The 25,730-nt window shown below is 65.5% G+C and carries 28 protein-coding genes, 1 tRNA gene and 1 pseudogene; 8 read left to right on the top strand and 22 right to left on the bottom strand.

Translation table 11 applies throughout. The features are described from left to right. The 16 genes and pseudogenes from N5A93_RS00520 to fabD all read right to left on the bottom strand — a co-directional run bounded on the left by N5A93_RS00520 (position 1) and on the right by fabD (position 13,057). Positions 1-414, bottom strand: coding sequence for a phage major tail protein, TP901-1 family (locus N5A93_RS00520; RefSeq protein ID WP_268953102.1), 414 nt, complete (start codon positions 412-414; stop codon positions 1-3). 26 nt (positions 415-440) lie between these two features. Continuing rightward, the gene (locus N5A93_RS00515) at positions 441-857 is read right to left on the bottom strand and encodes a DUF3168 domain-containing protein (RefSeq protein ID WP_268953101.1); all 417 of its coding nucleotides are present in this window, start codon (positions 855-857) and stop codon (positions 441-443) included. Further along, a complete protein-coding gene (locus N5A93_RS00510; RefSeq protein WP_268953100.1) occupies positions 854-1,192 on the bottom strand; it encodes a head-tail adaptor protein in 339 nt (112 codons plus the stop codon). The genes N5A93_RS00515 and N5A93_RS00510 overlap by 4 nt, the downstream gene beginning before the upstream one ends. Further along, complete coding sequence (locus N5A93_RS00505; protein ID WP_268953099.1) at positions 1,192-1,791, bottom strand: head-tail connector protein; 600 nt, start codon at positions 1,789-1,791, stop codon at positions 1,192-1,194. The genes N5A93_RS00510 and N5A93_RS00505 overlap by 1 nt, the downstream gene beginning before the upstream one ends. A 162-nt stretch (positions 1,792-1,953) precedes the next feature. After that, positions 1,954-3,168: pseudogene (locus tag N5A93_RS00500) on the bottom strand (phage major capsid protein); the annotation flags it as partial. A 9-nt stretch (positions 3,169-3,177) separates the two neighbouring features. Beyond that, positions 3,178-3,747 carry an HK97 family phage prohead protease gene (locus N5A93_RS00495; RefSeq protein WP_268953098.1) on the bottom strand — a complete coding sequence of 190 codons (570 nt, stop codon included), beginning with the start codon at positions 3,745-3,747 and terminating at the stop codon, positions 3,178-3,180. Positions 3,748-3,773: 26 nt separating this feature from the next. Continuing rightward, positions 3,774-4,007, bottom strand: coding sequence for a GTA head formation protein, RCAP_rcc01685 family (locus N5A93_RS00490; protein WP_268953097.1), 234 nt, complete (start codon positions 4,005-4,007; stop codon positions 3,774-3,776). Beyond that, the gene (locus N5A93_RS00485; RefSeq protein ID WP_268953096.1) at positions 4,000-5,196 is read right to left on the bottom strand and encodes a phage portal protein; all 1,197 of its coding nucleotides are present in this window, start codon (positions 5,194-5,196) and stop codon (positions 4,000-4,002) included. Before N5A93_RS00485 ends, N5A93_RS00490 begins: the two co-directional genes overlap by 8 nt. Before the next feature lie 79 nt (positions 5,197-5,275). Beyond that, positions 5,276-6,535 carry a DNA-packaging protein gene (locus N5A93_RS00480; protein ID WP_268953095.1) on the bottom strand — a complete coding sequence of 420 codons (1,260 nt, stop codon included), beginning with the start codon at positions 6,533-6,535 and terminating at the stop codon, positions 5,276-5,278. Positions 6,536-6,554: 19 nt separating this feature from the next. Continuing rightward, on the bottom strand, positions 6,555-6,896 hold the full coding sequence (locus N5A93_RS00475; protein WP_268953094.1) for a hypothetical protein: 342 nt from the start codon (positions 6,894-6,896) through the stop codon (positions 6,555-6,557). Between the two features lie 299 nt (positions 6,897-7,195). Further along, the gene (gene mltG / locus N5A93_RS00470; protein ID WP_268953093.1) at positions 7,196-8,350 is read right to left on the bottom strand and encodes an endolytic transglycosylase MltG; all 1,155 of its coding nucleotides are present in this window, start codon (positions 8,348-8,350) and stop codon (positions 7,196-7,198) included. Continuing rightward, complete coding sequence (gene fabF / locus N5A93_RS00465; RefSeq protein WP_268953092.1) at positions 8,350-9,609, bottom strand: beta-ketoacyl-ACP synthase II; 1,260 nt, start codon at positions 9,607-9,609, stop codon at positions 8,350-8,352. The genes mltG and fabF overlap by 1 nt, the downstream gene beginning before the upstream one ends. Positions 9,610-9,728: 119 nt before the next feature. After that, entirely contained in the window at positions 9,729-10,472 is a 744-nt protein-coding gene (locus N5A93_RS00460; RefSeq protein ID WP_268953091.1) for a 1-(5-phosphoribosyl)-5-[(5-phosphoribosylamino)methylideneamino] imidazole-4-carboxamide isomerase, read from the bottom strand. A gap of 197 nt (positions 10,473-10,669) precedes the next feature. Continuing rightward, positions 10,670-10,903: an acyl carrier protein gene (locus N5A93_RS00455; protein WP_085816406.1), complete on the bottom strand. Its 234-nt coding sequence runs from the start codon at positions 10,901-10,903 to the stop codon at positions 10,670-10,672. A gap of 385 nt (positions 10,904-11,288) precedes the next feature. Beyond that, complete coding sequence (gene fabG, locus N5A93_RS00450; protein ID WP_268953090.1) at positions 11,289-12,026, bottom strand: 3-oxoacyl-[acyl-carrier-protein] reductase; 738 nt, start codon at positions 12,024-12,026, stop codon at positions 11,289-11,291. Positions 12,027-12,115: 89 nt separating this feature from the next. After that, the gene (gene fabD / locus N5A93_RS00445) at positions 12,116-13,057 is read right to left on the bottom strand and encodes an ACP S-malonyltransferase (RefSeq protein ID WP_268953089.1); all 942 of its coding nucleotides are present in this window, start codon (positions 13,055-13,057) and stop codon (positions 12,116-12,118) included. 168 nt (positions 13,058-13,225) lie between these two features. Between fabD and N5A93_RS00440 the strand changes: the two genes are divergently transcribed. Further along, on the top strand, positions 13,226-14,461 hold the full coding sequence (locus tag N5A93_RS00440; protein ID WP_268953088.1) for a cytochrome b/b6 domain-containing protein: 1,236 nt from the start codon (positions 13,226-13,228) through the stop codon (positions 14,459-14,461). 142 nt (positions 14,462-14,603) lie between these two features. Here the strand turns inward: N5A93_RS00440 and N5A93_RS00435 are convergent, their stop codons facing one another. Continuing rightward, entirely contained in the window at positions 14,604-15,179 is a 576-nt protein-coding gene (locus N5A93_RS00435) for a YceI family protein (protein ID WP_268953087.1), read from the bottom strand. A gap of 176 nt (positions 15,180-15,355) precedes the next feature. After that, a complete protein-coding gene (locus N5A93_RS00430; protein WP_268953086.1) occupies positions 15,356-15,847 on the bottom strand; it encodes a hypothetical protein in 492 nt (163 codons plus the stop codon). A 250-nt stretch (positions 15,848-16,097) separates the two neighbouring features. On the opposite strand from N5A93_RS00430, the gene rpsF reads away from it, so the two are divergent. The 5 genes from rpsF (at position 16,098) to N5A93_RS00405 (ending at position 19,251) form a co-directional block, all read left to right on the top strand. Further along, on the top strand, positions 16,098-16,451 hold the full coding sequence (gene rpsF, locus N5A93_RS00425; protein ID WP_268953085.1) for a 30S ribosomal protein S6: 354 nt from the start codon (positions 16,098-16,100) through the stop codon (positions 16,449-16,451). Between the two features lie 28 nt (positions 16,452-16,479). Further along, a complete protein-coding gene (gene rpsR / locus N5A93_RS00420; RefSeq protein WP_058291462.1) occupies positions 16,480-16,707 on the top strand; it encodes a 30S ribosomal protein S18 in 228 nt (75 codons plus the stop codon). Between the two features lie 12 nt (positions 16,708-16,719). Beyond that, the gene (rplI, locus tag N5A93_RS00415) at positions 16,720-17,364 is read left to right on the top strand and encodes a 50S ribosomal protein L9 (RefSeq protein WP_268953084.1); all 645 of its coding nucleotides are present in this window, start codon (positions 16,720-16,722) and stop codon (positions 17,362-17,364) included. 240 nt (positions 17,365-17,604) lie between these two features. Then, positions 17,605-18,318 carry a LuxR family transcriptional regulator gene (locus N5A93_RS00410; protein WP_268953083.1) on the top strand — a complete coding sequence of 238 codons (714 nt, stop codon included), beginning with the start codon at positions 17,605-17,607 and terminating at the stop codon, positions 18,316-18,318. A gap of 138 nt (positions 18,319-18,456) precedes the next feature. Then, positions 18,457-19,251 (top strand): acyl-homoserine-lactone synthase, encoded by a 795-nt coding sequence (locus tag N5A93_RS00405; RefSeq protein WP_268953082.1) that lies wholly within the window; start codon positions 18,457-18,459, stop codon positions 19,249-19,251. Between the two features lie 131 nt (positions 19,252-19,382). Here N5A93_RS00405 and tig read toward each other — a convergent pair whose 3' ends face one another. The 3 genes from tig to N5A93_RS00390 all read right to left on the bottom strand — a co-directional run bounded on the left by tig (position 19,383) and on the right by N5A93_RS00390 (position 22,898). Then, positions 19,383-20,714: a trigger factor gene (gene tig / locus N5A93_RS00400; protein ID WP_268953081.1), complete on the bottom strand. Its 1,332-nt coding sequence runs from the start codon at positions 20,712-20,714 to the stop codon at positions 19,383-19,385. Between the two features lie 336 nt (positions 20,715-21,050). Next, positions 21,051-22,487, bottom strand: coding sequence for a pentapeptide repeat-containing protein (locus tag N5A93_RS00395; RefSeq protein WP_268953080.1), 1,437 nt, complete (start codon positions 22,485-22,487; stop codon positions 21,051-21,053). A gap of 326 nt (positions 22,488-22,813) precedes the next feature. Further along, a tRNA-Leu gene (locus N5A93_RS00390) sits at positions 22,814-22,898 on the bottom strand. 184 nt (positions 22,899-23,082) lie between these two features. On the opposite strand from N5A93_RS00390, the gene N5A93_RS00385 reads away from it, so the two are divergent. Next, the gene (locus tag N5A93_RS00385) at positions 23,083-23,592 is read left to right on the top strand and encodes a Hint domain-containing protein (RefSeq protein ID WP_268953079.1); all 510 of its coding nucleotides are present in this window, start codon (positions 23,083-23,085) and stop codon (positions 23,590-23,592) included. 52 nt (positions 23,593-23,644) lie between these two features. Here N5A93_RS00385 and N5A93_RS00380 read toward each other — a convergent pair whose 3' ends face one another. Next, positions 23,645-25,180, bottom strand: a complete 1,536-nt coding sequence (locus tag N5A93_RS00380; protein WP_268953078.1) for an NAD(P)H-hydrate dehydratase — start codon at positions 25,178-25,180, stop codon at positions 23,645-23,647. 174 nt (positions 25,181-25,354) lie between these two features. On the opposite strand from N5A93_RS00380, the gene N5A93_RS00375 reads away from it, so the two are divergent. After that, positions 25,355-25,693 (top strand): P-II family nitrogen regulator, encoded by a 339-nt coding sequence (locus N5A93_RS00375; protein ID WP_085816380.1) that lies wholly within the window; start codon positions 25,355-25,357, stop codon positions 25,691-25,693. Positions 25,694-25,730 lie beyond the last annotated feature (37 nt).

Below are 25,730 nucleotides of genomic sequence, written 5' to 3'. Positions count from 1 at the left end.
TCAGGCCGCCGTGAAGATCAGCTGCCCCGCCGAGGCCAGCGCGATCTCATAGGTCGCCTCGCCATCATGGCTGCCCGCATATTCGATCGCGGTGATCTGGAACGGCCCTTCCACGGTGCCGAAATCCGGGATCACCACCTGAAAGGCAGGCACCTCGCCATCAAAGAAAAGCTGGCGCGCGCGCGCATCGCTGGTCGCGTCGCGGAAAATTCCGGAACCGCTGATAGCCGCCGATTTAACACCCGCACCGCCCAGCAATTCGCGCCAGCCCCCCGCGCTTTCCAGGCTGGTGACATCGACGCTCTGCGCGTTGAAACTCACCCGCGTTGCGCGCAGCCCCGCGACGGTCTCGAAATTTCCGTCGCCCGTCAGGTCGATCTTGACCAGCAGGTCCTTGCCATTCTGTACCGACATGTCTCTTTCTCCGATTGTTCATAGGGTTATTCCGTGTCCTCGATGCGTGCGCGAAAGCTCAGGTCGATCCGGCGCAACGCGCCGCTGCCCTCGCGGGCCGCCCGCGCGCGATCGAAGCGAAGGCTCACAAGCCGCCCCCGTTCCAACGTCATCGCGCCCGTGCCCAATGCATCGCCCACCGCGCCCGCCACCTGCTTGGCGCCGTGAAACCCCGTTGCCGAGGTGACGACCGAGATAATGATGCGATGCCACGCGCCGCCGCCCGTGCCGTCGCCGCGCGCGCGCACATCCTCGGGGCCAAGCGTCACATAGGTGTCCGGCAGGCTGTCACCCGCGGGCAGCGCGTCATAGATCGCATCGCCCACCAGCGCCGCCAGCGCGCCATCCTGCGTCAGGCGCTGATAGATCGCCGCCTGCAAACCCGCGGCCACTCCATAGCTCATAGCGCCGCCTCCTCCCTGGCAAAGCATGTCAGGTAACGCCCGCGCGCATCGCGCTCGGCCACCGCCTCGATGCGAAAGATGCGCGCGCCTTCGCGAAAACGCTGTCCCGCCAATGGGCGCATCGGCGCGCCGGGGCGCGCGGCGCGCACCGTGATACGGCAGGCCGTCGCCGTCAGCGGCACCGCCTCGCCGCCGCGCTCGCGCCCCTGGCGCATGTCGACCTCGGCCCAAAGCGCGCCGATCGCCTGCCAGGCCTGGGTGAATCCCCCGGCCCCATCGGGCACCCTTGCAGGGCGCTCCAGCAACAACTGGCGGCTGAGATGCACCCCCGCCATCACCCCGCGCCCCCGGCAAACAGGCGCACCGTACGATACCGCTCGATCAGGCTGCGCACGCCAAAGGGCATGCAGCCCTCGCCCAGCGCGGTCTCGTCGCGATATTCATAGTAATGCGCCGCCAGCAGCAGCACCGCCTGCGCCAGATCGGCGGGCAGATCGCCCCAGGCATCGGCGAAACCCGCCGCAAAGGCGATCTCCGCCGTCCCCCCGGTCGGGATACAGGGCAGCGCCGTGCCCGCCGGGCGGATCACCGGGCGCTGCGCATCGCGTTCAAGGCGGTAAAGCGCGGGGTCGATGACCTCTTCGCTTTCGCTGCGCCCGCGCAGGGTGATCGCCGTGATCGCATCGACCGGGGCCACCGGCACGGGCTGCCCGCCCGGATCGCGCCAGCGCGACAGCGTCCAGGTAAACGCGCGCCGCAACAGCGCCTTGCCGGTGCGCGCCTCGATGGCCGCCATTGCCGCGCGCAGAAAGCTCTCCAGCACGATGTCCTGCAAGCCATCCTCGGAAAACCCCGTGCCAAGGCGCAGATGCGCCTTGAACTGGGCCAGTGGCAGCGCGGCCAGAGGCACCCCCGTTTCTTCAATCAACATCATGGACCCTCTCCACAAATCCCCGCCCCTCGCTCCGGTCTGTCGGGCGCACGCCGCCCGCGTTGCTCATCCGGAGGGGGGAAGCAGCCGGACAACGCCTTCGGGGTTCCCGGCGCACGCCCCGGACGCGGACCGCTCGAAGGCCCGCGCCCGATCCGCCACCGCTTAGGCGGCGGCGAATTTCAGCAGCTTGATGGCGGCGAAATCGCTCACATCACCGCCGACGCGCTTGGTGGCGTAGAACAGCACATGCGGCTTGGCGCTGAACGGGTCGCGCAGCACGCGCAGATCCGGGCGCTCGGCCACGGTGTAACCGGCGCTGAAATCGCCAAAGGCGATGGCATTGGCGCCGCTGGCCATATCGGGCATGTCCTCGGCGATCAGCACCGGATAGCCCATCAGGCGCGCCGGTTCGCCGGCCGCCAGACCGTCCGACCACAAGAAGCGGCCGTCATTGTCCTTGAGCTTGCGCACCGCGCCCGCCGTCTTGGAATTCATGACGAAAACCGCGTTTGCGCGATACTGCGCGCCAAGCGCATAGACCAGGTCGATCAGCGCCTCGGCCCCGCCGAAATCACCGTCCGCGCCGGTCGGCACATAGCCAAGATTGCCCCAGGTCCAGACATCGTTATCCACATCCGCATGGGTCAGGAAGCCGCGCGGCTTGTCGATCCCGTCCCCGGCGATGAAGGCCGCCGCCTCGGCGCGGGCGAAACGGTCGGCGATGCGCCCCGCCAGCCAGCCCTCGATATCGAAGGCACTGTCATCCAGCAGGCGCTGGCTGGCCTTGGGCAGCGCGCTCAGCTCGTGCAGCGGGATGGTGATGCGGTCGATCACCGGCGTGCCGGTCTCGGCGGTGGGGTCGCTCTCGGTGGCCCAGCCATGGCCCAGTTCGGAATGGTCGATCAGCACGTCGAACGAGGTCGCCTCGACCTGCACCACATTGGCGATCGCCCGGATCGACGCGGTCGAGGACAGCACCGACTTGATCGTGTCGGCGGTCTGGGGATCGACCAGATAGCCGCCATCGCCCGCCACCGCGCTGCTCAGCGCCTTGCCCTCCAGTTCCAATGCGCGCAGCCCGTCATCGTCACCACTGCGCAGATAGGCGTCGAACGCCTTGCAATGGGGCGCGGCCTCGGCTGCGCTGGTTGCCAGAACCGGGCGCGCCTGCGCCAGGGATTTGCGTTCCATCGTCGTCATCTTGTCATCCTGCTGTTGAAGTCGCTTCTGAATCTCGGCCCGAAAGCCGCTGAATTCGCTCATGAAGTCCGACACTGCGGATTTCACCTCCGCCACCGCGGACAGATCGCCCCCGGTCGCCGCCTTCGCCTCGGTCTTGCTCATCGCTTGGTTCCGTTTCTGGTTGCTTGTCTCGGTTGCGGCGCGTCAGCCCTCGTCGCGGCGCGCCATCTCCTGGCTGGCCGAGGCGAACAGCCCCGCCAGCGCCCGCAGGTCGGCGGCGTTGGGCGCCGCTTCGCCCTTGGCCGCCACCCGCGCACTGGGCAGCATCGGGAATGTCACCAGCGACACCTCCCAGAGCTCCAGTTCGTTCAGAAGCCGCCGGCCCCTGTCGTTCCTGCCCGCGCGCAGCGTGCGATAGCCGATGCTCAGCCCGTCGATCGCACCCGCCGCGATCAGCGCTGCGGCCTCGCGGGCGCGCGCCACACCATCCAGCAGACGGCCCTTCACCCACAATCCGCGCGCATCCTCGCGCACCTCGTCCCAGATCCCGATCGGCTGCGCCGGGTCGTGCTGCCAGAGCATCTTGACCTTGCGCCCCTCGCGCGCCAGCCGCTCCAGCGACGCGCCGTAAGCGCCCGGCGCCACGATGTCGCCGCCCCGGTCCTGATCGCCGAACAGGCTGGCATAGCCCTCGATCGTGGCGCCGTCCTGCGCCAGCATCCCTTGCGTGTCACCGGCGCAGAACTTGCGCTCCAGCCATTCACTTGCGTCCATCGCTCTCATCCTTTCGTCACCCGCTTTCATGGCAGCGCCGCCAGCAAGGGCTGGAACGCCTGCGCCAGGATCGCGCCCACCACGCCGTAAACCGCCAGCCACAGCCGCCGTTCCAGCCGCTCCAGCGCCGCCTCGAACCGCTCAAGCCGTTCCACCACCGCGTCATGCTGCAACCGCGCCACCCGCTCCTGCGCCTCCAGCCGCAAGGCCGGGGCACAGTCGAACGCCTCAAAGCCATAGCGCTCACCCGCCTCACGCATCGCCCTGCTCCTGCGGCGGCAGCCCCAGCAGCGCGCGCTTTTCGCCCGCACTCAGAAAATCGGCCGCCGCGACGCGCGCCCATTGCGCATCGCGCTCGCCCGCCAATGCGGGCAACCTGTCAAGATCGGGCGCCAGCTCCAGCCGCGCCTCGCCGAACCCCGACAGCCATTCGCCCAGCGCCGCGCTTACCCGCGTCGCCATCGGCAGCACGCTCAGGCGGTAAAAGGCGCGGTTCGCCTCCTGGTAATTGGCATAGGTCGCATCCCCCGGAATCCCCAGCAGCATCGGCGGCACCCCGAAGGCCAGCGCGATCTCGCGCGCGGCGGCCTCCTTGGTCTTCTGGAACTCCATGTCCGAGGGCGAGAACCCCATCGGCTTCCAGTCAAGCCCGCCCTCCAGCAACATCGGCCGCCCGGCATTGCGCGCGCCCTGATGATGGGTCTCCATCTCGCTCACCAGACGGTCATACTGATCCGCGCTCAGCGCGCCCTGCCCCTCGGCGCCGTGATAGACGATCGCGCCGGACGGGCGCGCCGCATTGTCCAGCAGCGCCTTTGACCAGCGGCTCGCCGCGCTATGAACGTCCAGCGCCTGCGCCGCCGCCTGCATGGGCGAAAGGCCATAATGATCGTCCTGCGGATGGAACGATTTCAGATGACAGATCGGGCCGGGCGCGCCCGCCACCGCGAAACGGTGCTTGCGCCCGCCCACCGCGTATTCATACGCCACCGGCCAGCCATCCGCGCCGGGGATCACGCTCATGCGCTCCGAGCGCAGCACATGCAGCTCCCCCGGCAGCGCACCCGCATCGCCCACCGCCTCGACATAGGCGTTGCCACTCAGCAAAAGCTGCCCGTAAAGCGCCTCCAGCAGTTCGGCGCGCCCCTGCGCCGGGTTGGGGCGGCGCAAAAGATCCAGCAGCGGATGCACGCCGTAGCGCTGCGCCTCGTCCTGCAACACCAGCGGCAGCGCGGCGGCCGCCTCGGCCAGCATCTTGACACAGCGAAATCCCACCGGGTTCCCGGCAAAACCGCTGCGCATCAGCGAGGCGGTGTCGCGCGGGCTCCAGGCCACGCGGCCCGCGCCCCGCCAGGCCATCACCCGCCCCGCAGCACTCACCTTGGTCTCGGGCGCCGCCTCTGCCCGTGCCTGCGCCGCCGCGCCCTGTCGGAAGAAATCCAGTTTCATCTCGGCTCGTCTCCTTGGCCTTGCAGCCTTGTTTCGCGTCACCGGGCCATCAGGCCGCGAAAGGTTTAAGAAATCTGAATCAGACCGCGCGCACCTGCGGGCGGCGCCATTTCGCGGCGGGCTCGATCATCAGGTCGCTCAACGCCCAGACCAGCGCATCCACCCGGTCGGGGCTGCCGCGCCCCTCGAATCCCTGCGCCGTCATGGCGCACATCTGATCTTCCAGCGCGCCCAGCCCGCGCAGGTGATGCACCCGCCCCTGTTCGTAAAGCGCGGCCACCGGCTCGGCGCGCGCGACCTTGCCGCGCCGTGCGTGAACCGCGCGCACGGGCACCATCGGGTCCACCTGCCGGATCACCTCGGCCACAAGGTCGCCGCCCTGGTTCACTTCGGCCACCAGACGGTCGGCGCCCCATTGCTCCATCGCCCGGATCGCCGCCTTGGCCCAGACCATCGGCCTGGCCGCGCTGACGCTGCAATCGGCCAGCACATAGGCGCGCCAATCCTGCACCGGGCCGCGCGTCACCACGCCCGCCACGATGATCCCGCAATCATCCGAACCCGCCTTGCCCGTCACCGGCGGATCAAGCGCCACGACGATCCGGTCCAGATCGGGCGGTGCCGCGACCCGCGCGGCCTCCAGCGCGGGCGCTGACCACAGCGCCCCCTCGGCCTCGCTCAGCAAGACGCCCTCCAGCTCCTGACGGCCCAGCCGCGTGCCCGCATATCGCGCGCGCACCTCCTCAAGGAAGGATTGCGCCAGATAGGCCGCATTGGCCTCGGTCGCAGCACTTGTGACGACGGTGCTCTCCTGCTCCACCAGCTCCTTCAGAATGCCCACATTGCGCGGGGTGGTGGTGATGCAGACCTGCGGATCATCCCCCAGCCGCAAACCGAATTGCAGCATGTCCCAGGTGGCGCGCGCCTTTTTCCACTTGGCCAGCTCGTCCACCCAGGCCCCGTCGAATTGCGGTCCGCGCAGCGCCTCGGGGTCATGCGCCGAAAACGCCTGCGCTACCGCGCCATTGGGCCAGACCAGCCGCTTGCGCGTCGCCTGCCAGTCGGGCCGCCGGTCAGGCGGTGAACAGGCCAGGATCCCGCTTTCGCCGAAGACCATCACCTCGCGCACCTGATCGATGGTTTCGCCCACCAGCGCCATGCGCCGGCAGCGCCCCGGCTCCAGCGGCATCGCCCCTTCGACCTGCGCGCGCACCCATTCTGCGCCCGCGCGCGTCTTGCCAGCGCCGCGCCCGCCCATGATCAGCCAGTTGCGCCAATCGCCCTCGGGGGGCAATTGATGATCCAGCGCCCAGAACTCGAACAGATAGGGCAGCGCCATCAGCTCGCCCTCATCCAGACTATCGAGGAATTCGTCCTGGGCATCTGGCCCTTCTGAGACGATCCAGGCGGCACCGGATCGAAGATCGCGCCTCTCTGAGGTCGAGCGCGTAGTCGCGCACGATGCCTTTTTCCTGTTTTCTGCGTTTTTCAAGTTGTGCCTCCGCTTCAATCGCGATCTTCAGCCATTGCCGGATTTCCGACGTGGCGCGGCTCGCGTTCTTCAACTCGTCCAGCTCTCCGCCCCGGATGCGGGAATAGAGCCCCTCCAGATCCTCGCGCATGTCCGACAATTGTCGTTCCAGCGCGTCGATCGAGGTCGAAAGCCCCGTGGGGCCTTCGTCGGGGGTGATCAAAACCATGCCTGCTCATGCCTCTTGCCTTACGTGTCCGCCCCTCCGGTCCGAGAAAGGAAGGCATGACCCGCCCCTTCCGGCACCGGAAAGGCTGAGGCTTTGGCATTAATTTTGGTTAAAGAGGCCGCGCGATGGGTGTCGCCCGGCGCGTCGCGCCACGGCGCGCGCCTGTCACGCGGTTATAGTTGTTGGGGGGTCTTCGCGGTGCCGGAATGGGCTCCGGCACGGCATTTGTACAAAACGCGCCGCCGGGGCGACGCGTTCGGTACAAAACCGGCGTACAAAACGGACGTTTTGTACGTTGTTCAGTCGGTGCGGCGCTCGGCCTCGATCTCGCGCCAGCGCGCCACGTTGCGGTTATGCTCGTCCAGCGTCCTGGCAAAGGCGTGCCCGCCGGACCCATCCGCCACGAAAAAGATGAAATCCGTCTCTGCCGGATCGACCGCCGCCTCGATGCTGGCGCGGCCCGGATTGGCGATCGGCGTCGGCGGAAGGCCCTCGATCACGTAAGTATTCCAAGGGGTTGCTCGGCGCAGCTCGCTTTGCCGCAGCCCCCGGCCCAAGACACCTTCGCCCTTGGTAATGCCGTAGATCACGGTCGGATCGGTCTGAAGCCGCATCCCCGCCCGCAGCCGGTTGACGAAGACGCTCGCCACCTGCCTGCGCTCTTCGGGCACGCCGGTTTCCTTCTCGATGATCGACGCCAGGATCAACAGCTCGTCCGGGCTGTTAACCGGCAGATCTTCTGGCCGGTTCTCCCAGGCTTCGGCCACGATAACATCCTGATTGGCCAGCATTTTCTCTATCACACCGGCGCGGCTGTCGCCGGCCCTGACCTCATAGCTGTCGGGCGCGAGGCTGCCTTCGGGGGGGATCTTGTCAACCTCTCCCGCCAGCACGTCGACGGATTTCAGCCCTTCGACGATCTGCCAGCTGGTGGCACCCTCGGCCACGGCGATGCGGTATCTCGTATCCGCTTGATCGCGCAGGGTTTCATAGGCTTCGGGGATGTCCCCGGCGCCGGGTGTGAAGGCGGCCTTCTCGACATAGCGGCTGGTCGCCGGGTCCAGTTCGCGCACCGCGATCACCGAATCGGTCACGCCGATCCGATACACCACCTCGGTGCCACAGGTGCTCGCCCCGCCCCTTGTCACAAGGTCGATGATCTCGGCCATGCTGGCGCCCTCGGGCAGCAGCCAGCTTCCGGCCTTCAACTCATTGTTCTTGTTGGTATAATCAGCGCCCACGCGAAAGATCGTGCCGTTGGTGATGGCGCCCTCGTCCTGCAGTTCGCGCGACACCGCGCGCATGCTGCTGCCCCGGTCCACGCGCAGGCAGATCGGCTCCTCAAGCGGTCCGCGGGCGTTATATTCCGACTGCCCCCACAAGATCACCCCACCCACGAGGAAGGTCAGAACAACAAGGAAAGTCAGTGCGTTAGAAGCAATATGGCGCCACATCAGCGCACGACCCCAAGGCAAAGACAGGCATTGGTGCCGCCAAACCCGAAGCTGTTCGAGATCGCCACGTCGATCTTGCGCTCCTGTTTCGCATTGGCCGCCAGATTCAACGGAGTCTCCACCGCCGGGTTTGTCAGGTTGATCGTCGGCGGCGCCACGTTGTCGCGCACCGCCAGGATCGAGAAGATCGCCTCGATCGCCCCCGCCGCGCCCAGCAGATGCCCGGTCGAGGATTTCGTCGAACTCATCGTCGCCTTGCTTGCCGCATCCCCCAACAGCCGCTCGACCGCGCGCAGCTCGATCGGGTCGGCCATGGTGCTGGTCCCGTGTGCATTGACGTAATCCACCTCGTCGGGCGTGATCCCGGCATGTTTCAGCGCCGCCTGCATGGCCCGGAAACCGCCGTCGCCATCTTCCGAGGGGGCGGTGATATGATAGGCGTCGCCCGACAGGCCATAGCCCAGGACCTCGGCATAGATCTTGGCGCCGCGCGCCTTGGCGTGCTCGTATTCCTCCAGCACGACAACCCCCGCGCCCTCGCCCATGACGAACCCGTCGCGGTCCTCGTCATAGGGGCGGCTGGCGGCTTGCGGATCGTCGGCCCATTTGGTCGAAAGCGCCTTGCAGGCGTTGAACCCGGCGATCCCGATCTCGCAGATCGCCGCCTCCGCGCCCCCGGCGATCATCACATCGGCATCCCCGAACTGGATCAGACGCGAGGCATCCCCGATCGCATGCGCGCCCGTCGAACAGGCGGTGACGACCGAATGGTTGGGGCCTTTGAACCCATAGCGGATGCTGACCTGCCCGCTGATCAGATTGATCAGCGCGCCGGGGATAAAGAACGGCGATACCCGCCGCACGCCCTTGTCGCGGATCACCAGCGTGGTTTCCTCGATCGAGCGCAGCCCGCCGATCCCCGAACCCAGCATAACACCAGTGCGCTCAAGGCTCTCGTCATCCTCGGGCATCCAGCCCGCATCCTTGACCGCCATGTCGGCGGCGGCCACACCGTAGAGGATGAAATCATCCACCTTGCGGCGCTCCTTCGGGGCCATGTGATCGTCGGCGTTGAACGTGCCGTCACTGCCATCGCCCAGCGGCACTTCGCAGGCGTATTTGGTCGCCACGTTGACCGGATCGAAACGGGTGATCGTGCCCGCGCCCGATTGCCCGGCCAGCAGCCTTTTCCAGCTTTCCTCGACGCCCGAGGCCAGAGGCGTGACCAATCCCAGTCCGGTGACAACCACTCGACGCATGCTGCTGCCCTTTCCATGTCGTTTCAAGGGTTGCTCTTAACCCGCCTTGCCCCCGGTGGGCAAGAGCACTGCGCCCGGCTCATCTCCGCGTGACACCCTGCCGCCGAAATTCGCCGCCCCTAGCGAAACGCGGCCGTCGGCCCGGTATCGGCAGAGGCCAGCGCCAGCGCCTCCCCCAGATCGACATCGCGCGACAACAGCGCGCGTCCAATCAGCGTGCCCGCGATATTGGGCACATATTTCAGGCGCGCCACGTCATCCGCGCTGCGCACGGTGCCGCGCGCGATCACCGGATGGCGGGTCTGCGCCGCAAGCCCCGTCAGGACCCCGAGGCTGCCATCGCTATCCTCGATATCGGCATCGATATCGGTGACGATGATTCCCGCCAGCGGGACATCGTCAAAGGCCTTCACATAGATCTCCGGCTCAAAGGCGCTGCGCGATTTCCAGCCTTCGGTCATCACCGAGCCCTCATGGATATCCACCGCCAGCACGATCTGGTCGGGGTGACGGCGCGCCAGTTCGCGCAGCAATTCGGGATCATGCGCTGCCATCGTGCCGATCACGATCCGCCCGGCACCCCGGTCGATCCACCTGGTCACCCGGTCGCGGGCGCGAAAACCCCCGCCCAGTTGCACCGGAATGCCCGCCGCGCGGATGATCTCTTCGATCAATGCGTCATTGCCATGCCCGCCGCTCAGCGCGTCGATATCGGTCAGGTGCATCCACGACGCCCCCGCGGCGGCAAAGCCGCGCGCGGTCGCCACCGGATCGACATGCCAGATCACCGGCTCATCCAGCCGCCCGCGCGTCAGCGACACGCATTTGCCGTTCATCAGTTCGAGTGTGGGATAGATGATCATGACACGTGCGCCCTCAATTTGCGATGCCCCGCCCGGCACTGCCCGGACCCTGCACAAAATGAAGGCGATCTCGCCATCGGGGTATCGTCAAATCGGCATGATAGCGCCCGTTCACGCCTCCCACGCCGGGTTTCAGCACGAAAAAGGCCCCCGCCATCCGGCAGGGGCCTCATGCCCGAAGGCGAAAGTCGTCGTCTTTACGACGCGTCGCTGATGAACTTCACCGCATCGCCGAAGGTCTGGATGGTCTCGGCAGCGTCATCGGGAATCTCGATGCCGAACTCTTCTTCGAAGGCCATGACCAGCTCGACCGTATCAAGGCTGTCCGCCCCCAGATCGTCGATGAACGAAGCGTTCTCGGTCACCTTGTCCTCTTCAACGCCGAGATGCTCGACGACGATCTTCTTCACGCGGTCTGCGATATCGCTCATGTCTTAATCCTCATCTTTCTCCGGGTCTGACAACCCGCTTTCTGCCCCTGCCCAAGCCGGGAAGTGGCCATGGTGGTGCCCCTCTCCGGGCGGCTCGGTGGTCCCGTCCTCACGGGCAGCCGGGCACTTCTCCCGGCCGGTCTGCGCCGCCTATAGCACATGGCGCGCCGTAGGCAAATCCTTTCGCAAGGCCCATGGGACGCTCTGCAAAGGATGGCTCAGCACCGCCGCAAACGGATCACGGAGTGGGGCCAAGCGCCTATCGCGCAGCGACATTCCGGAGTTGAACATCGCGATCAAGGATCGTGCATGTCGCCGTTCGCTCCCGTGTCGCGCGCGCATGTCCGGCTCCTTCGCAAAGGCTCTCGCGGGCGGCGCGCGAGAATCAGAGCATCGCCATGCCGCCATTCACATGCAGCGTGCTGCCGGTGACATAGGCCGCCTCCGGGCTGGCCAGATACAGGACCGCCGCCGCGATCTCTTCGGGGGCGCCCATCCGGGCGGCGGGAATCTGGGCGTTGATCTTCTCTTTCTGATCGTCGTTCAGCTTGTCGGTCATCGCCGTGGCGATGAAGCCCGGCGCGACCGCATTGGCAGTGATGCCGCGGCTCGCGACCTCATAGGCGATGGATTTCGTCATCCCGACCAGCCCCGCCTTGGAGGCCGCATAATTGGCCTGACCGGGATTTCCGGTGGCGCCGACGATCGAACTGATATTGATGATCCGGCCCCACCGCGCCTTCATCATCGGACGCATGACGCCCCGGCACAGCCGCATGGCCGAGGTCAGGTTCACATCCAGAACCTGCGCCCATTCCTCGTCGGACATGCGCATGAAGATCTGGTCGCGGGTGATCCCTGCATTGTTGACCAGGATATCCAGCCCGCCCATGGCCTCGATCGCCTGCCTGGGCAGCGCCTCGACCGCCTCGGCATCGCCAAGGTTGCAGGGCAGCACATGGGCGCGCTCGCCCAACTCTCCTGCCAGCGCCTCCAGCGGCTCGGTCCGCGTGCCGCTCAGGCCGACACTGGCACCGGCCCCATGCAGCGCGGTGGCGATCGCGCCGCCGATCCCGCCCGACGCGCCGGTGATCAGCGCGTTTTTCCCTGTCAGATCAAACATGCTCTTGCATCCTTTCGGTTCTGGCTTTCGGTTCTGGCGCCGGACCACCCTCTGGCGGCCCGGCCTGAAAATTCGCGCTTTGGGCGGCCTCAGCCGTTCATCGCCGCGACAGCCGCCGCGACATCCTCGGGTGTGCCGATGGCGCGTGTGGCCAGGGCACGGTCGATCCGCCGGGCCATGCCGCTCAGCGCCTTGCCCGCGCCGATCTCCCAGAGCTCGCTCACTCCCTCGCCCGCCATGTACAGCACCGACTCGCGCCAGCGTACCGCGCCCGTGACCTGGCTGACCAGCAGCTTGCGGATCTCCGCCGGATCGCTGACCGGCGCAGCCAGCACATTGGCCACCAGCGGCACCTTGGGCGCGGCCATTTCGACCCCGCTCAGCGCCTCTTGCATCACATCGGCGGCAGGCTGCATCAATGCGCAATGAAAGGGCGCGCTCACCGGCAGCAACATCGCGCGCTTGGCGCCCTTCTCCCTGGCGATCTCCACCGCGCGTTCCACGGCCGCCTTCGCGCCCGACACCACCACCTGTCCGGGGTCGTTGTCATTGGCGGCCTGGCAGACCTCGCCCTGCGCGGCGGCACCGGCCACCTCGCGCACGGCCTCCAGATCAAGACCCAGAATGGCGGCCATCGCACCCTCGCCCACCGGCACGGCCTTCTGCATGGCCTCGCCCCGGATACGCAACAGGCGCGCGCAATCGGCGATGCTCAGGGCGCCCGCCGCCGCCAGCGCCGAATATTCACCCAGCGAATGCCCCGCCACCATCGCTGCCGCATCCACAGTCACGCCCTCGGCCTCCAGCGCGCGCATCGCCGCCAGCGAGGTGGCCATCAGCGCGGGCTGAGCGTTCTGCGTGAGGGTCAGCACATCCTGCTCGCCCTCCCAGATCAGCGCGCTCAGCTTTTCACCCAATGCCTCGTCGACCTCGTCGAATACGGCTTTGGCCGCCGGGTAGGCATCGGCCAGCGCCTGTCCCATTCCGATGGTCTGGGCGCCCTGCCCGGGGAATATGAATGCTCGGCTCATTGTGATCTCCTGCCTCCCGATTAGCTGTGGCGGGACCGATACCGCGCCTCGTGCACAGAGGCAACGCCCAACACCGACGCACGACACCTGTGCGCCCTGCGCCATTGCCCCGCCCGCGCGCTCGGCTAATGTCGCCCCAAAGGCCGCAACCATCAGGAGCCCCGCACGATGCCACTCAGCAATTCCAGCACGACCTATGGCAGCGTCACCAAGACCTTTCACTGGTTGACCGCGCTGCTGATCCTGGCGATGTTCCCCTTGGGCCTGATCGCCAGCGACCTCGCCCATGAGGTGCGCGGCACCGGCGCCAGCCCGGACAACTCCGCCCTCCAGCTCGCCGCGACGCTCTTTTCGATGCACAAGACCATCGGCGTCGCGCTCTTCTTCGTGGCGCTGGCGCGCATCGCATGGGCCATCGGCCAGCCCAAGCCGGCGCTCCTTAACGGCGACAAGCCGGCCGAGGCATGGCTCGCCGAGACCGTGCATTGGCTGCTTTACGGCTCGCTGGTGGCGGTGCCGCTCAGCGGCTGGGTGCATCACGCGGCCACCTCGGGATTCGCGCCGATCTGGTGGCCGCTCGGTCAATCCCTGCCCTTCGTGCCCAGGGATGAGGCGCTCGCGGACATCACCGGAACGCTGCATTACCTGCTGCAATGGGTCCTGCTCGGGGCCATCGCGCTGCATGTGACGGGTGCGCTCAAGCACCACCTCGTTGACGGCGACGCCACGCTGCGCCGGATGCTGCCCGGCCAGAACCCGGCCCTTCCCACCGAACGTCAGCCCGGCCATGTGCTGCCGCTCGTCACCGCGCTGGCGCTCTGGGGCGCGGTGCTGGGCGGCGCGGCCTCTCTTGGCTGGTTTGCTCCCCAAGACCACGCCGGCGGCGGCGCCACGCAGGGCACGGCGCTCGAAACGGTGGAAAGCGAATGGCAGGTGCAGGATGGCAGCCTGCAAATCACCGTGGTGCAGATGGACTCCGAGGTCACCGGCAGCTTCGCCGACTGGACCGCGTCGATCGACTATAGCGAAACCCCCGATTCGAATGGCCGCCACGGCAGCGTCGACGTGACAATCTCGATCCCTTCCCTGACCCTCGGCTCGGTCACAAGCGAGGCGCTTGGCGCGGATTACTTCAACGCCGACGCCTTCCCCACCGCCGATTTCACGGCCGATCTCTTCAGCACCGACGAGGGTCACGTGGCGCGCGGCACACTGCGCATCCGGGACGAATCCGTTCCCGTCGAAATGCCCTTCACCCTCGACATCGAAGGCGACAGCGCCACCGCGCGGGGCGGCCTCGGCGTGGACCGGCGCGCGTTCGGTATCGGTGGCGAAAGCACCGGCTCGCTCGCCGCAAGCGTCGACATCCGCTTCGACCTCACCGCCCGGCGCGCCACCCCCTGAACCGCCAGCCCTTCATCTGGCCCGAAATACCTCGGGGGGTCCGGGGGGCTGGCCCCCCGGGCTTGACCAAAAGCACCCCCCCCCCAAACGCCAAGGGCCTGCCAAATCAATGGCAGGCCCTTTCACTGTCAGGCAGCGCCTGTCACTCGGCCTTGCCGGCCTCGATCGAGATCGTCACCGCGACCTCGTCGCTGACCGCGGGCACGGCGAAATCCATCCCGTATTCCGACCGCTTGAGCGTGGTCGTCGCGTCGAACCCGGCCCATGCCTGACCATCCTTCATCGGATGACCGTCGCTCTTGTTCAGCTCCGCCGCCAGAACGACCGATTTGGTCACGCCGTTCATGGTCAGATCGCCGGTGATATCGGCGGTGGTGTCGCCCGTCACCTCGATTCCGGTCGAGGTGAATGTCACCATGTCGCCCTCGACCGCGCCGAAGAAATCCTCCGACATGAAATGCTCGAAGCGCTTTTCCCAGCCGGTCAGCATCGAGCGCACCGGGATCGCCACGTTCACGGATGAGTTGGCCGGATCGTCCTGATCGAACATGATCTCGCCCTCGAACCCCGAGAACATCCCGTAGGTCGTCGAGAACCCGAGGTGATCATAAGAAAAAATCACCTGGCTGTGGCTGGGATCGAGAGTGTATTTCTCGGGCGCGGCGAATGCCCCGGTCGCCCCCATCGTCAGCGCTGCGGCCATTACCATATACTTCATCATGCGGTCTCCATACTTGGATGATCGGTCTTGGATGATCGGTTGAAATCCAGTCTATCTTCGCGGCCACCGTGTCAACGGGCAACCCCCCAGAATTCAACATAACGTGTGGAGATCCGAACAGTGGCGCGCGCCCGTCCCGTCGCGCGCGCCTTCCATGACCGTTTCAGACAGCGTCAGCTGGCGATATCCAGCGCCGCGCGCAGCGCCGCGCGGGTGCGCGAATCCGTCACCGGCAACGAGATCAGCTCGCAGCCGCGCGCGTCCTTCGCCGAAAAGACACCGTTGAAGAGCGACACCTCCCTGAGCGCCGAAAGCTCATGTCTGGCCGCCAGCCGCGGCGCGCCATCCGGCCCGTATTCCATCAGGCGCAGCTCACCCCCGGCGCGGTCGATCTGGATTTCCGGCGCCGGTGCGGCCTCGTTCAGCCCGCTCATCAGCATCAGCCCGACCACCAGCATCACCGCCGAAATCAGCAGCTTGACGATCAGCATCGACTCGTCGCCGGGTCCGGCGGGAACCATCCATATCCCGACCGCCGCCATCATCAGCGCGGCGCCCAGGCACATGAACAATGCCCGGTGCACGCGCGCGCCCCGGCGCTTCGCCTCATCAGGCGCCGCGATCCCGCGCTTCAGGTCGCGCTCGTAATCGGGTAGGGAAACCATTTTGCCGCCTCCGGACCATTCGTAACATCACTCTGCACAGCCCTCTTTCAACCGCTGAATTCGGGCATGAGTTGGGCAATGGCGCGAAGAATTCTGGAAGGCCCGCGCGGGCCTTGCCCCGCCGGGAAATCCGTCGTATACGCGCCCTTCCTTCCGCAAGACGTTATGAACCGCGCAGTCTCTCGTGGCGGGGCCGCGGAAGGGAATACGGCCCGCCTTTGAAATGCGCCTTGAAAGAAGTGGAGATCACATGCCGCTCTATGAGCATGTATTCATCGCGCGCCAGGATCTGTCCAACGCGCAGGCTGAAGGCCTTATCGAACATTTCGGCTCGGTCCTGTCCGACAACGGCGGCAAGCTTGTCGACAGCGAATACTGGGGCGTCAAGACGATGGCCTACAAGATCAACAAGAACCGCAAGGGGCATTACGCCTTCCTGCGCACCGACGCCCCGGCGCCGGCCGTGCAGGAAATGGAACGCCTGATGCGTCTGCATGACGACGTGATGCGTGTCATGACGATCAAGACCGACGAGCACGCCGAAGGTCCCTCGGTCCAGATGCAGAAGCGCGACGAACGTGACACCCGTCGTGAGCGCCGTTGATAACCGCCTGAAGAAAGGACACTAACCCATGGCTGCAAAACCGTTTTTCCGCCGCCGCAAGGTCTGCCCCTTCTCGGGCGACAATGCACCCAAGATCGACTACAAGGACACGAAGCTGCTGCAACGCTACATTTCCGAGCGCGGCAAGATCGTGCCCTCGCGCATCACCGCCGTCTCGGCCAAGAAGCAGCGTGAGCTGTCCCGCGCCATCAAGCGCGCGCGCTTCCTCGCCCTGCTGCCCTACGCCGTGAAGTAAGGAGAGAGCATCATGCAAGTTATCCTTCTCGAACGCGTGGCCAAACTGGGCCAGATGGGCGAAGTGGTCGATGTCAAATCCGGCTACGCCCGCAACTACCTGCTGCCGCAGGGCAAGGCGCTGACCGCCTCGGAGGCCAACATCAAGGGCTTCGAGAACCAGAAAGCGCAGCTTGAGGCCCGCAACCTCGAAACCCGCAAGGAAGCCGAGCAACTGGCCGGTCAGCTTGATGGACAGCAGTTCATCGTGATTCGCCAGGCATCGGATTCGGGCGCGCTCTACGGTTCGGTCAGCACCCGTGACGCCGCCGACGCCGCCACAGCCGAAGGCTTCTCGGTCGATCGCAAGCAGGTGGCGCTCAGCCGCCCGATCAAGGAGCTGGGCCTGCACGACGTGGTCGTGACCCTGCACCCCGAAGTGATCGTCACCATGCAGCTCAACGTCGCCCGCTCGCCCGAAGAGGCCGAGATCCAGGCCTCGGGCAAGTCGATCCAGGATGCCGCCGCCGAAGAAGAAGCCGCCGCCGATTACGAAATCGCGGAACTCTTCGACGATATCGGTGGCGCCGCCTCGGATGACGAGGATCTGGCCGAAACCGTCGAGGACGTGCTGCCCGAGCAGGACGGCCCGGACGAGGACGACAGCGAGAAAAGCTGAGGCCCGACGCCCCGGCAGACGACATCGGGATGGGGCCGCGCGATCCGCGCGGCCCCGTTTCCGTTCAAGGCGTTGTTCCTGCCCCTGCCATGACCAAGCTGCGCTTGCGCACACTGTTCGCGATGCCCCGGTGACCGCCTGCCCATGGCCGCTCTGGTCATGTGGCGGAATGTCGCTTATAGTCCCGGAATCTGCGGGCAGTGCGGAACAGGGGGAACCCGAACTGATCCAGGCGACAACATGAACAGGCGAATGGACCTGATCGACCTTGCCAGCACGCCCGATGGCGAGCTTGACTTCGTCGGTCATCTCAACAGGCTTTGCGATACGCTGGGTGTCGAACACGCCACCTATTTTTCGGCGAACCCGGTGACCGGAAAGATGCACGGGTTCACCACCTATCCCGAAGAATGGAAGGCGCATTATGTCTCCGAACGGCTCCAGGCGCATGATCCCACGCTGCTGGCGGCGCTGCGCTCGGTGGCGCCGGTGGACTGGCGGCGGCTGGAAAGTACCGATGGCTATCAGCGCGTGTTTCAGGACTCCCGTGATTTCGGCTTGCCCGACCAGGGCGTGACGGTGCCGATCCGCGGCCTCTTCGGCGAAGTCGGCCTGCTTTGCGCCTGCGCCTCCATGTCGGCGCGTGACTGGTCCGGCCTGCGCCGCGATATCATCGGCAGCCTCCTCAACAACGCGGTTCACCTGCATGACACGGTGATGAATTCCGAACCCCTGATGCGTACGCTGCGCCATCCCCGCCTGTCCTCGCGCGAGATCGAGATCCTGCAATGGATCGCCGCGGGCAAGTCGCAGATGGATGTCGGCGCGATCCTCGCCATCTCGCCGCGCACCGTCGAAGTGCACCTGCGCTCAGCGCGTGAAAAGCTCTGCACGATCAGCACCGCGCAGGCCGTGGGCCGCGGCGTCAGCCTCGGCCTCATTCAACCCGGATAAGATATCGCGCTGTTGATCCGGTCGCCGCATGCGTGTATCAAGGCGAGTCGCGTTAACCTTACCTACGGGATTCCCCTAGTATCGCAAACTCTGGCCATCGGTATCCTCACCCCATGATCATCAATTGGGGAAGAAGATATGATCCTTGTAATCGATGCGTTGAACAAACACCGTTTCGGCGGGATTCTGGACGAGATGTACAAGCTGCGCGCACGGGTGTTCCGCGATCGCATGGGCTGGGATGTGTTGGTGCGAAACGGCCGCGAGATCGACCTCTTCGATCAGCTCGACCCGGCCTATCTGGTGGCGCTTGATGGCGCCTATAACGTGGTCGGCTGCAACCGCATCTTGCAGACCACGGGGCCGCACATGCTCTCGGACGTGTTCCAAGACATCCTTTGCGGCGAGCCGCCACTGCGCAGCGCGACCGTATGGGAAAACACCCGCTTCTGCATCGACACCGAGCGCCTCAAGCGCCCCGATGCGGACCGCACCGTATCCTACGCCGCCTGCGAGCTGATGGCGGGCATCGCCGAATACGCCTATGATTCAGGTATCAGCGACGTGATCAGCGTCGTAGACCCGGCGATGGACCGCATCCTGAAACGCTGCGACAACGCGCCTTACGGCTATCTGGGCAAGACCGTGCAGATGGGCAAGACCAAGGCCCTCGCCGCGCTCAGCGACATCACCGAGGAACGCATCGCGCGCATCCGCGCCTTTGCCGGGATCACCGGGGATATCTTCCTCGATGATGACATGGTCGCCGACGCCATCGCCGAACGCGCACCGCTCGCGATGCCGATGGCGCTGCGGGATTATTGCGACGCCCAGATCGCCGAAGCCACCAACGAGACCGAACGCGAGGCCGCCCTCGCCCTGCAGCGCGAGCTTGCGGGCATGTATCGCTCACAACCCAGCTGCGACGCGTGACCATATCCGTCGCGGCACTCAAGGGGCGGCGCGGACAATCTCCCCCGCCCGTCCCGGGGATGTGAACGAAAAGGGCCGCTCCGGAAACGGGGCGGCCCTTTGTCCTGTCTCTGACGCGATGGCGTCAGTTATCACTCGTCGTCCAGCGCCTCGACGGCCTTTTCAAGATCGGTCTTGCCGACCTCTTTTTCCGTGACCTCGGCCAGTTCGGCGACATAGTCGATCACCTTGTCCTCGAAGATCGGCGCGCGCAGCTGCTGACGCATCTGCGGGTTGTTCTGCACGAATTCGAAGAACTGGCGCTCCTGGCCGGGATACTGGCGCGCCTGCTCCATGACCGCCTGGGTCATTTCGGCGTCGCTCACCTCGACCTCGGCCTTCTGGCCCAGCTCGGCCAGCAAGAGCCCCAGACGCACCCGGCGCTCGGCCAGCTTGTTGTGCTCTTCGGTGGGCTCGATCTCGGGGTGGTCATGACCCTGCACATCGGGGTTTTCCTCGTGCCAGAGCTGATGCGCGATCTGCTTGGCCTCGGCCTCGACCATGCTGGGAGGCAGCTCGAAGCTGACCAGCTTGTCCATCTCGTCCAGCAGGTGACGCTTCAGAACCGCCCGCGCGGCGCCGGCATATTCGGCCTCCAGGCGCTCCCTGATCTGGTCCTTCAGCGCATCGAGGCTCTCGGCGCCGTATTTGGTGGCCAGCTCGTCGTTGATCTCGGCGGCGACAGGTTCCTTCACCTCCTTGACCTTGCATTCGAACACGGCTTCCTTGCCGGCCAGATGCTCGGCCTGGTATTCCTCGGGGAAGGTGACGGTCACGTCCTTCTCCTCGTCGACCTTCACGCCAACCAGCTGCTCTTCGAAACCGGGGATGAAGCTGTTCGAACCCAGGACCAGCGGGTAATCCTCGGCCGCGCCGCCCTCGAAGGGCTCGCCATCGACCTTGCCGACGAAATCGATGACGACCTGATCGCCATCCTTGGCTTTCGAACCCTTCTTGCGCGGCTTGAAGTCCTGCGCGTTCTCGGCAAGGCTGCTCAGCGCCTCGTCAACGGCGGCGTCATCCGCCTTCACGACCAGGCGCTCGGCCTTGATGGATTTCAGATCGACCTCGGGGATGTCGGGCAATGCCTCATAGGACATCTCGATCTCGACATCGTCGCCCTCTTTCCACTCCTCGTTGGTCATCTTGACCGAAGGCTCGGCGGCGGGGCGCTCGCCCTTTTCCTCGAAATGGGCCGACATGGCGCCGTCCACGGCTTCCTGCATGGCCTCGCCCATGATCCGCTGACCGAATTGCTTCTTCAGCAGCGCCAGCGGGACCTTGCCCTTGCGAAAGCCCTTCAGCTCGACTTCGGGCTGCGCCTCCTTGAGTTTCTCCATGACCTTGTCGTCCAGTTCCTGGGCGGTCAGGATCATCTTGTAGGCGCGTCTAAGGCCTTCATTCTGGGTTTCGGTGACCTGCATTGTCGTCCTCTCATATGCATCGGGCCGCGGAGGCGTCCGCGGCGGTCAAAATCAGCCGCCCTTCTAGGTGCGCCACGCGCAGGGTGCAAGCAGAGTCTTGGGGATGGTTGGGCGTCGGCATCGCTGCGGCTTCGGGCGCGCAAACGCGATGCCCGCGCGTAAGCCCTTGCCATCGTCGGGCCGCGGCACGGCGATCCAACCTCTGCGCCAATGCACTTTATCCCAAACACCGGCGCGCGCAGGGAATACTATGCACCCGGCCACACCCAATCGCCGGGCCATGGCGGCGGCCCGGCGATGGCGCGGCGGCGCTCCGCGCCTCGACCCCGCGCCCCATCACTTCAACCGAAAGCGGTTGCGCAGCCCGAGGCCAAGGAAGAACAGCAACACCACCCCGGATACGGTCTGAAGCCCTGCAACAAACTGTAACCCGCCAGGGCTGTGATCTCGCAGCAAGTCGGTGAAATACAGCCGATTGATTCCCAAAAACCCGAAAAGGTTGCCGAACGACACGCCCGCCGCCGCGCCGTAGCGGCTGTCCTGGATATCCGGTGGCAGGTCCGCCAAAACGCCCGAGTCGAAATGCCCTGCAAAGCAGGCGAATCCGAAGGCCCAGAAGAAAACCAGCAACCAGAAAGGTCGCGCAACCGAAATCCCGCTATCAGCCAAGCACCTGTAGAGCCTGAAAAGCAACCAATGAAACCACGCGCCCTTGTCCAACTCGATCCGCGCCTTGCAACGCATCTCTTGCCGCAGGAAGAAATGTTCGAGGTCCGGATCGTAAATCTCCGCCGCGACCTGCCGCAAGCGGGTATAGGCCCGCTTACCCTCCTCGGCGTTCTGCGGCGTTACCTCCGGCCACAGGGCCGGATCGTCGGAAAAGCTCGTGTCTTGATGAATCTTCCGGTGGAAAAACTTAGGCACACCACCTTTGAAACGCGCGCCGCCAAAATCAGTCGTCCCATTGAACCGCCCATTTGAGAAATCAACCGACTCTCCGAAATGCGAATTCTGAAAACTAACAGACCCAGCAAAATGCGCGCCAAAGAATGTTGCCCCTTCCAACATTCGCGCTGCGTCGAAATCAGCATCACGTTTGAAGCGTGCTTTTGGGAAGAAAGCTTCTTTACCAAAATATGCAGAATTGAAGTCGGCCTTCCCGCCAAAATGAACCTCAAGAAAGTTGGCGCCCCTCGAAAGATGCACCTGTTTGAAAAATGCGCTCTCGGAGAAGTACGCGTTTGTCACGTAGACCGATTTAACGAAGCGCGAAGCTGATAAATCAACTGCTCCTACGAAATGTGCCGCATCAAAAAATGCGGACTCAGCGAAGAAACACCTCTCCAGCGAAAAAGCCTTCGGGAAATATGTCGATGACAGTTTGATTAGTTCATCAGCCTTAGGGACCACTTCCACTGGCGGAGTGCTCTGGAAGGCAAGCTGAAAGCGTTCAGAAAGCTGCTGCACCTCCACTTCGCTGAGTGGTGAGAGCTCCGCCTCGGAGAGACCCATGTGCTTTGCCAGTTCCAACCGCTCTGCGTCGCACATCCCGCGACACATCCAACCATTCCAGAAACGACGGTTCCTGGCATGCAACTCATCATCGATGAAAGGGACGTCCTCCTGCTCCCCCGCCACTGTCGCCAGCACGTACCACGGGTTTTTGCTGGCCGGGGTCAGTTTCACCCCGTCATTACGCAACACGCCGTCGTCCACAAATGTCTGAACAATCGCCCCCGGCGGCAGGTCCGGATCTCTCAGCCCTTCACTCATCTCCACCTCACCGCTTGCCCGCCTGCGCCCAAGCTTAGGCAGCGCGCCGCCGCGTTGCAATCTGTGGCTGCAGGCGGGGCTGCGGGAAATCGTACAGAATGCGCCTGAAACAGTACATTCCGCGCCGCACGCCCTGTTAACCCCTGCTGTTCAGGGCAGGAATACCGACGCGATACCGACGTAATGCCAACGCGATACCGAGAGCGATTTTCGTCATTAACCCATGGTTTGAAGGCGAGTTGCGCAAACGTTAACCGGTAGAGGGGCGCGCCGCCCTTCTCAACTGCTTCCCCGGTCGACGGCTCGGCGTGATTGACCTTCGGATATGGTGCGGGTGGAGGGACTTGAACCCCCACGCCTTGCGGCGCCAGAACCTAAATCTGGTGCGTCTACCAATTTCGCCACACCCGCCCGGATCGCGCCCCGGCCGACGGACCAGCGGGCGCTGCGGGCGTCTCTAGCAAAGCCGCGCGCGGGAAGCGAGTGGAAAATCCCGCCTGAAAAGCGGCAATGTGGCGCAAAAAAGGCGCGACATTAACCCATTCTTGCCATATTGTGATGGAAAAACTGAGGCAGTAACAGAGCGAGTAACGCCATGAAACCGAAAACGGTCGGGCGGATCGGCGGCAATGCGTCCGCAGTGGTCCCGAGTCACACCCTCCCCAACACGGGCCTGATGGCCCAATCCATCATCCTGACGCTTGACGGCGAAAAGTCGGTTGGCGATGTGAAGCCGGGCGACAGGGTGATCACCCGCGACAGCGGCACCGCGATCGTGACCGCGACCCGTGCGCGCCGCGTCTCGATGCCGGTCGTGCGCATCAGGGCCGGATCGCTGGGCCATACCCGCCCCGAGCGTGACATGACCCTGCCCGCCGGGCAGCAGGTGCTGATCCGCGACTGGCGCGCCAAGGCGCTGTTCGGCCGCGATCAGGCGCTGGTTCCCGTCGAACGGCTGGTGGATGGCGAATTCGTCTGCCGCGAAGAGGCAAGCGATATCACCGTCTGCGACATCGAATTCGCTCGCCCGCACATCCTTTATGTCGACGGGATCGAGGTGGCGGGTCAGACCGACCCGGAAGCGCGGGCCGCCGCAGCGGCCTGATTACGCCCTTTCGGACAGGTTGAGCGCATCTTTGGCGCCGCGGCCTTGCAGGTCAACAGCCCAGATCGCGCAGCACCTGCGGGATCGCCTCGGGCAGGTCCTCTGCAATGAGCCCCGCGCCATGGGCGCGCGCGGCCTCCACATGCAGCCATGCCGCAGCCTTGGCCGCCGCCATCGGCGCATACCCGCGCGCCAGCAGCCCCGCGATCATTCCCGCCAGCACATCGCCCGCCCCCGCCGTCGCCAGCCACGGCGCCGCGCGCTCATAAGCGGCCGCATGCACCGCCGCGCGCCCGTCAGGAGCCGCGATCACCGTATCCGCCCCCTTCAACAGCACGACGCATCCGGCCCGTTCCGCCGCCGCCCGCACCGCATCAAGCCTGGAAAAGGCCGGGCCACCGGTCGCCGGCGCGGCCAGCGTCCCGGCGATATCCGCAAAAAGCCGTCCGAACTCCCCCGCGTGAGGCGTGAGGACACACCCCGCATGAAGCATCCCGAACAATGCCTCCGGCGCATCCTCAAAGGCGCTCAACGCATCCGCGTCGAGCACGACGGAGCGCGCATGCCCCGCCCCCTTCAACGCCACCGGCACCAGGTCCCGCGCCCGCGCCATGCCCAGCCCCGGCCCAAGGCAAAGCGCATTGATCCGCGGATCCTCCAGCACCCCGGCCAGCCCGCCGGCCCCCTCCACCCGCGCCAGCATCAGCGCGGTGATCTGGCAGGCGACATCCTGTTGCGCCGATCCCGGCACGCCCAGCGTCACCAGCCCCGCACCGATCCGCAGTGCCGCCCGCGCCGCCAGCCGCGCCGCGCCGGTCCTGCCCGCGTCGCCCGTCAGCACCAGCGCATGGCCATGCGTGAACTTATGCGCCCGCCCCGCCTTGCCAAGCATCGCGCATCCCGGCGCTTGCACAGGCCGCGCGGCCCCGGCGGCACCACCCCGCAGCCCGATACCCGCCACCACCGCGCGCCCGCACCTGTCAGGCCCCGCGTCCAGCACATGGCCCAGCTTCAGCGCATGAAACGACACGGTCAGCGCCGCCGACACCGCCACGCCGCCCAGCTCGCGCCCGCTGTCGCTGCACAGGCCCGACGGCATATCGACAGCCACCGTTTTCGCGGCGCACGCCGGGTCCGCCGCCTGCGTCGTCACCCAATCCAGCGCCGCCCCCTCCAGCGGCCGCCCCAGCCCGGTGCCGAACAGCGCATCGACATAGAGATCGGCGCCGTCGGCGCGCCGCGGCGCGTCCTTCAGATCGCCCACCGGCCCCATATCCCGCCAGCGCGCGCAATTCGCCTTGGCATCGGGCGGCAGCTTGCCGGGATCGCCGTAAAGAAACACCTCCACCTGCCAGCCCCATTCCCTGAACAGCCGCGCCACGACAAAGCCGTCGCCGCCATTATTGCCCGGCCCGCACAGCACCACGGCCTTGCGCGACGCGCTGGCAAGATCCGGCCAATGCGCCAAGACCGCGTCCACCACGCCGCGCCCCGCGCGCTCCATCAACTCCCGCCCGCTCGCCTCGCCCGACTCGATGGCGGCGGTCTCGATGGCGCGCATCTGCGCCGCTGTCAGCAATTCGGTCATGGTTCCTGCCCTTGCGATTCAATTTCGCCCAGATTGAGGGCGAATTGCCTAAATTTTAATCATTTTCTGCGGCGCAATCCCCCGCGCCAGCCCCCCGCCACCCTATCCGATTGAGAGCCCCCCTGAGAAGTGGTCTGCAAACCCCCAAGACATCCAAGGCGAGGAGGCCCAGCCATGAAAAAGATCGAAGCGATCATCAAACCGTTCAAACTGGACGAGGTGAAAGAGGCCCTGCAAGAGGCCGGGATTCAGGGCCTCAGCGTGCTCGAGGTCAAGGGCTTCGGTCGCCAGAAGGGTCACACCGAACTCTATCGCGGGGCCGAATACGTCGTGGATTTCCTGCCCAAGGTGAAAATCGACGTGGTGATCGACGACGATCAGGTCGATCAGGCCATCGAGGCAATCATCGACGCCGCCAAGACCGACAAGATCGGCGACGGCAAGATCTTCGTCAGCCCCGTCGAACAGGCCATCCGCATCCGCACCGGCGAAACCGGCTCGGACGCTCTTTGACAGACATCCAACCGAATACCCCACCAGAAGAAAGGGA

Source organism: Roseovarius salincola, assembly GCF_026891095.1.
Classification (GTDB): domain Bacteria; phylum Pseudomonadota; class Alphaproteobacteria; order Rhodobacterales; family Rhodobacteraceae; genus Roseovarius; species Roseovarius salincola.
Note: the sequence above shows the minus strand (reverse complement) of the source record. Positions and strands in the feature narration are given on the sequence as shown.

What these genes read in the sequence shown, in the direction of transcription:
- N5A93_RS00520 (WP_268953102.1), bottom strand. Translation starts at nt 414, where the DNA reads ATGTCGGTACAGAATGGCAAGGACCTGCTGGTCAAGATCGACCTGACG.
- N5A93_RS00515 (WP_268953101.1), bottom strand. Translation starts at nt 857, where the DNA reads ATGAGCTATGGAGTGGCCGCGGGTTTGCAGGCGGCGATCTATCAGCGC.
- N5A93_RS00510 (WP_268953100.1), bottom strand. Translation starts at nt 1,192, where the DNA reads ATGGCGGGGGTGCATCTCAGCCGCCAGTTGTTGCTGGAGCGCCCTGCA.
- N5A93_RS00505 (WP_268953099.1), bottom strand. Translation starts at nt 1,791, where the DNA reads ATGATGTTGATTGAAGAAACGGGGGTGCCTCTGGCCGCGCTGCCACTG.
- N5A93_RS00495 (WP_268953098.1), bottom strand. Translation starts at nt 3,747, where the DNA reads ATGGACGCAAGTGAATGGCTGGAGCGCAAGTTCTGCGCCGGTGACACG.
- N5A93_RS00490 (WP_268953097.1), bottom strand. Translation starts at nt 4,007, where the DNA reads ATGCGTGAGGCGGGTGAGCGCTATGGCTTTGAGGCGTTCGACTGTGCC.
- N5A93_RS00485 (WP_268953096.1), bottom strand. Translation starts at nt 5,196, where the DNA reads ATGAAACTGGATTTCTTCCGACAGGGCGCGGCGGCGCAGGCACGGGCA.
- N5A93_RS00480 (WP_268953095.1), bottom strand. Translation starts at nt 6,535, where the DNA reads ATGGCGCTGCCCTATCTGTTCGAGTTCTGGGCGCTGGATCATCAATTG.
- N5A93_RS00475 (WP_268953094.1), bottom strand. Translation starts at nt 6,896, where the DNA reads ATGGTTTTGATCACCCCCGACGAAGGCCCCACGGGGCTTTCGACCTCG.
- mltG (WP_268953093.1), bottom strand. Translation starts at nt 8,350, where the DNA reads ATGTGGCGCCATATTGCTTCTAACGCACTGACTTTCCTTGTTGTTCTG.
- fabF (WP_268953092.1), bottom strand. Translation starts at nt 9,609, where the DNA reads ATGCGTCGAGTGGTTGTCACCGGACTGGGATTGGTCACGCCTCTGGCC.
- N5A93_RS00460 (WP_268953091.1), bottom strand. Translation starts at nt 10,472, where the DNA reads ATGATCATCTATCCCACACTCGAACTGATGAACGGCAAATGCGTGTCG.
- N5A93_RS00455 (WP_085816406.1), bottom strand. Translation starts at nt 10,903, where the DNA reads ATGAGCGATATCGCAGACCGCGTGAAGAAGATCGTCGTCGAGCATCTC.
- fabG (WP_268953090.1), bottom strand. Translation starts at nt 12,026, where the DNA reads ATGTTTGATCTGACAGGGAAAAACGCGCTGATCACCGGCGCGTCGGGC.
- fabD (WP_268953089.1), bottom strand. Translation starts at nt 13,057, where the DNA reads ATGAGCCGAGCATTCATATTCCCCGGGCAGGGCGCCCAGACCATCGGA.
- N5A93_RS00440 (WP_268953088.1), top strand. Translation starts at nt 13,226, where the DNA reads ATGCCACTCAGCAATTCCAGCACGACCTATGGCAGCGTCACCAAGACC.
- N5A93_RS00435 (WP_268953087.1), bottom strand. Translation starts at nt 15,179, where the DNA reads ATGAAGTATATGGTAATGGCCGCAGCGCTGACGATGGGGGCGACCGGG.
- N5A93_RS00430 (WP_268953086.1), bottom strand. Translation starts at nt 15,847, where the DNA reads ATGGTTTCCCTACCCGATTACGAGCGCGACCTGAAGCGCGGGATCGCG.
- rpsF (WP_268953085.1), top strand. Translation starts at nt 16,098, where the DNA reads ATGCCGCTCTATGAGCATGTATTCATCGCGCGCCAGGATCTGTCCAAC.
- rpsR (WP_058291462.1), top strand. Translation starts at nt 16,480, where the DNA reads ATGGCTGCAAAACCGTTTTTCCGCCGCCGCAAGGTCTGCCCCTTCTCG.
- rplI (WP_268953084.1), top strand. Translation starts at nt 16,720, where the DNA reads ATGCAAGTTATCCTTCTCGAACGCGTGGCCAAACTGGGCCAGATGGGC.
- N5A93_RS00410 (WP_268953083.1), top strand. Translation starts at nt 17,605, where the DNA reads ATGAACAGGCGAATGGACCTGATCGACCTTGCCAGCACGCCCGATGGC.
- N5A93_RS00405 (WP_268953082.1), top strand. Translation starts at nt 18,457, where the DNA reads ATGATCCTTGTAATCGATGCGTTGAACAAACACCGTTTCGGCGGGATT.
- tig (WP_268953081.1), bottom strand. Translation starts at nt 20,714, where the DNA reads ATGCAGGTCACCGAAACCCAGAATGAAGGCCTTAGACGCGCCTACAAG.
- N5A93_RS00395 (WP_268953080.1), bottom strand. Translation starts at nt 22,487, where the DNA reads ATGAGTGAAGGGCTGAGAGATCCGGACCTGCCGCCGGGGGCGATTGTT.
- N5A93_RS00385 (WP_268953079.1), top strand. Translation starts at nt 23,083, where the DNA reads ATGAAACCGAAAACGGTCGGGCGGATCGGCGGCAATGCGTCCGCAGTG.
- N5A93_RS00380 (WP_268953078.1), bottom strand. Translation starts at nt 25,180, where the DNA reads ATGACCGAATTGCTGACAGCGGCGCAGATGCGCGCCATCGAGACCGCC.
- N5A93_RS00375 (WP_085816380.1), top strand. Translation starts at nt 25,355, where the DNA reads ATGAAAAAGATCGAAGCGATCATCAAACCGTTCAAACTGGACGAGGTG.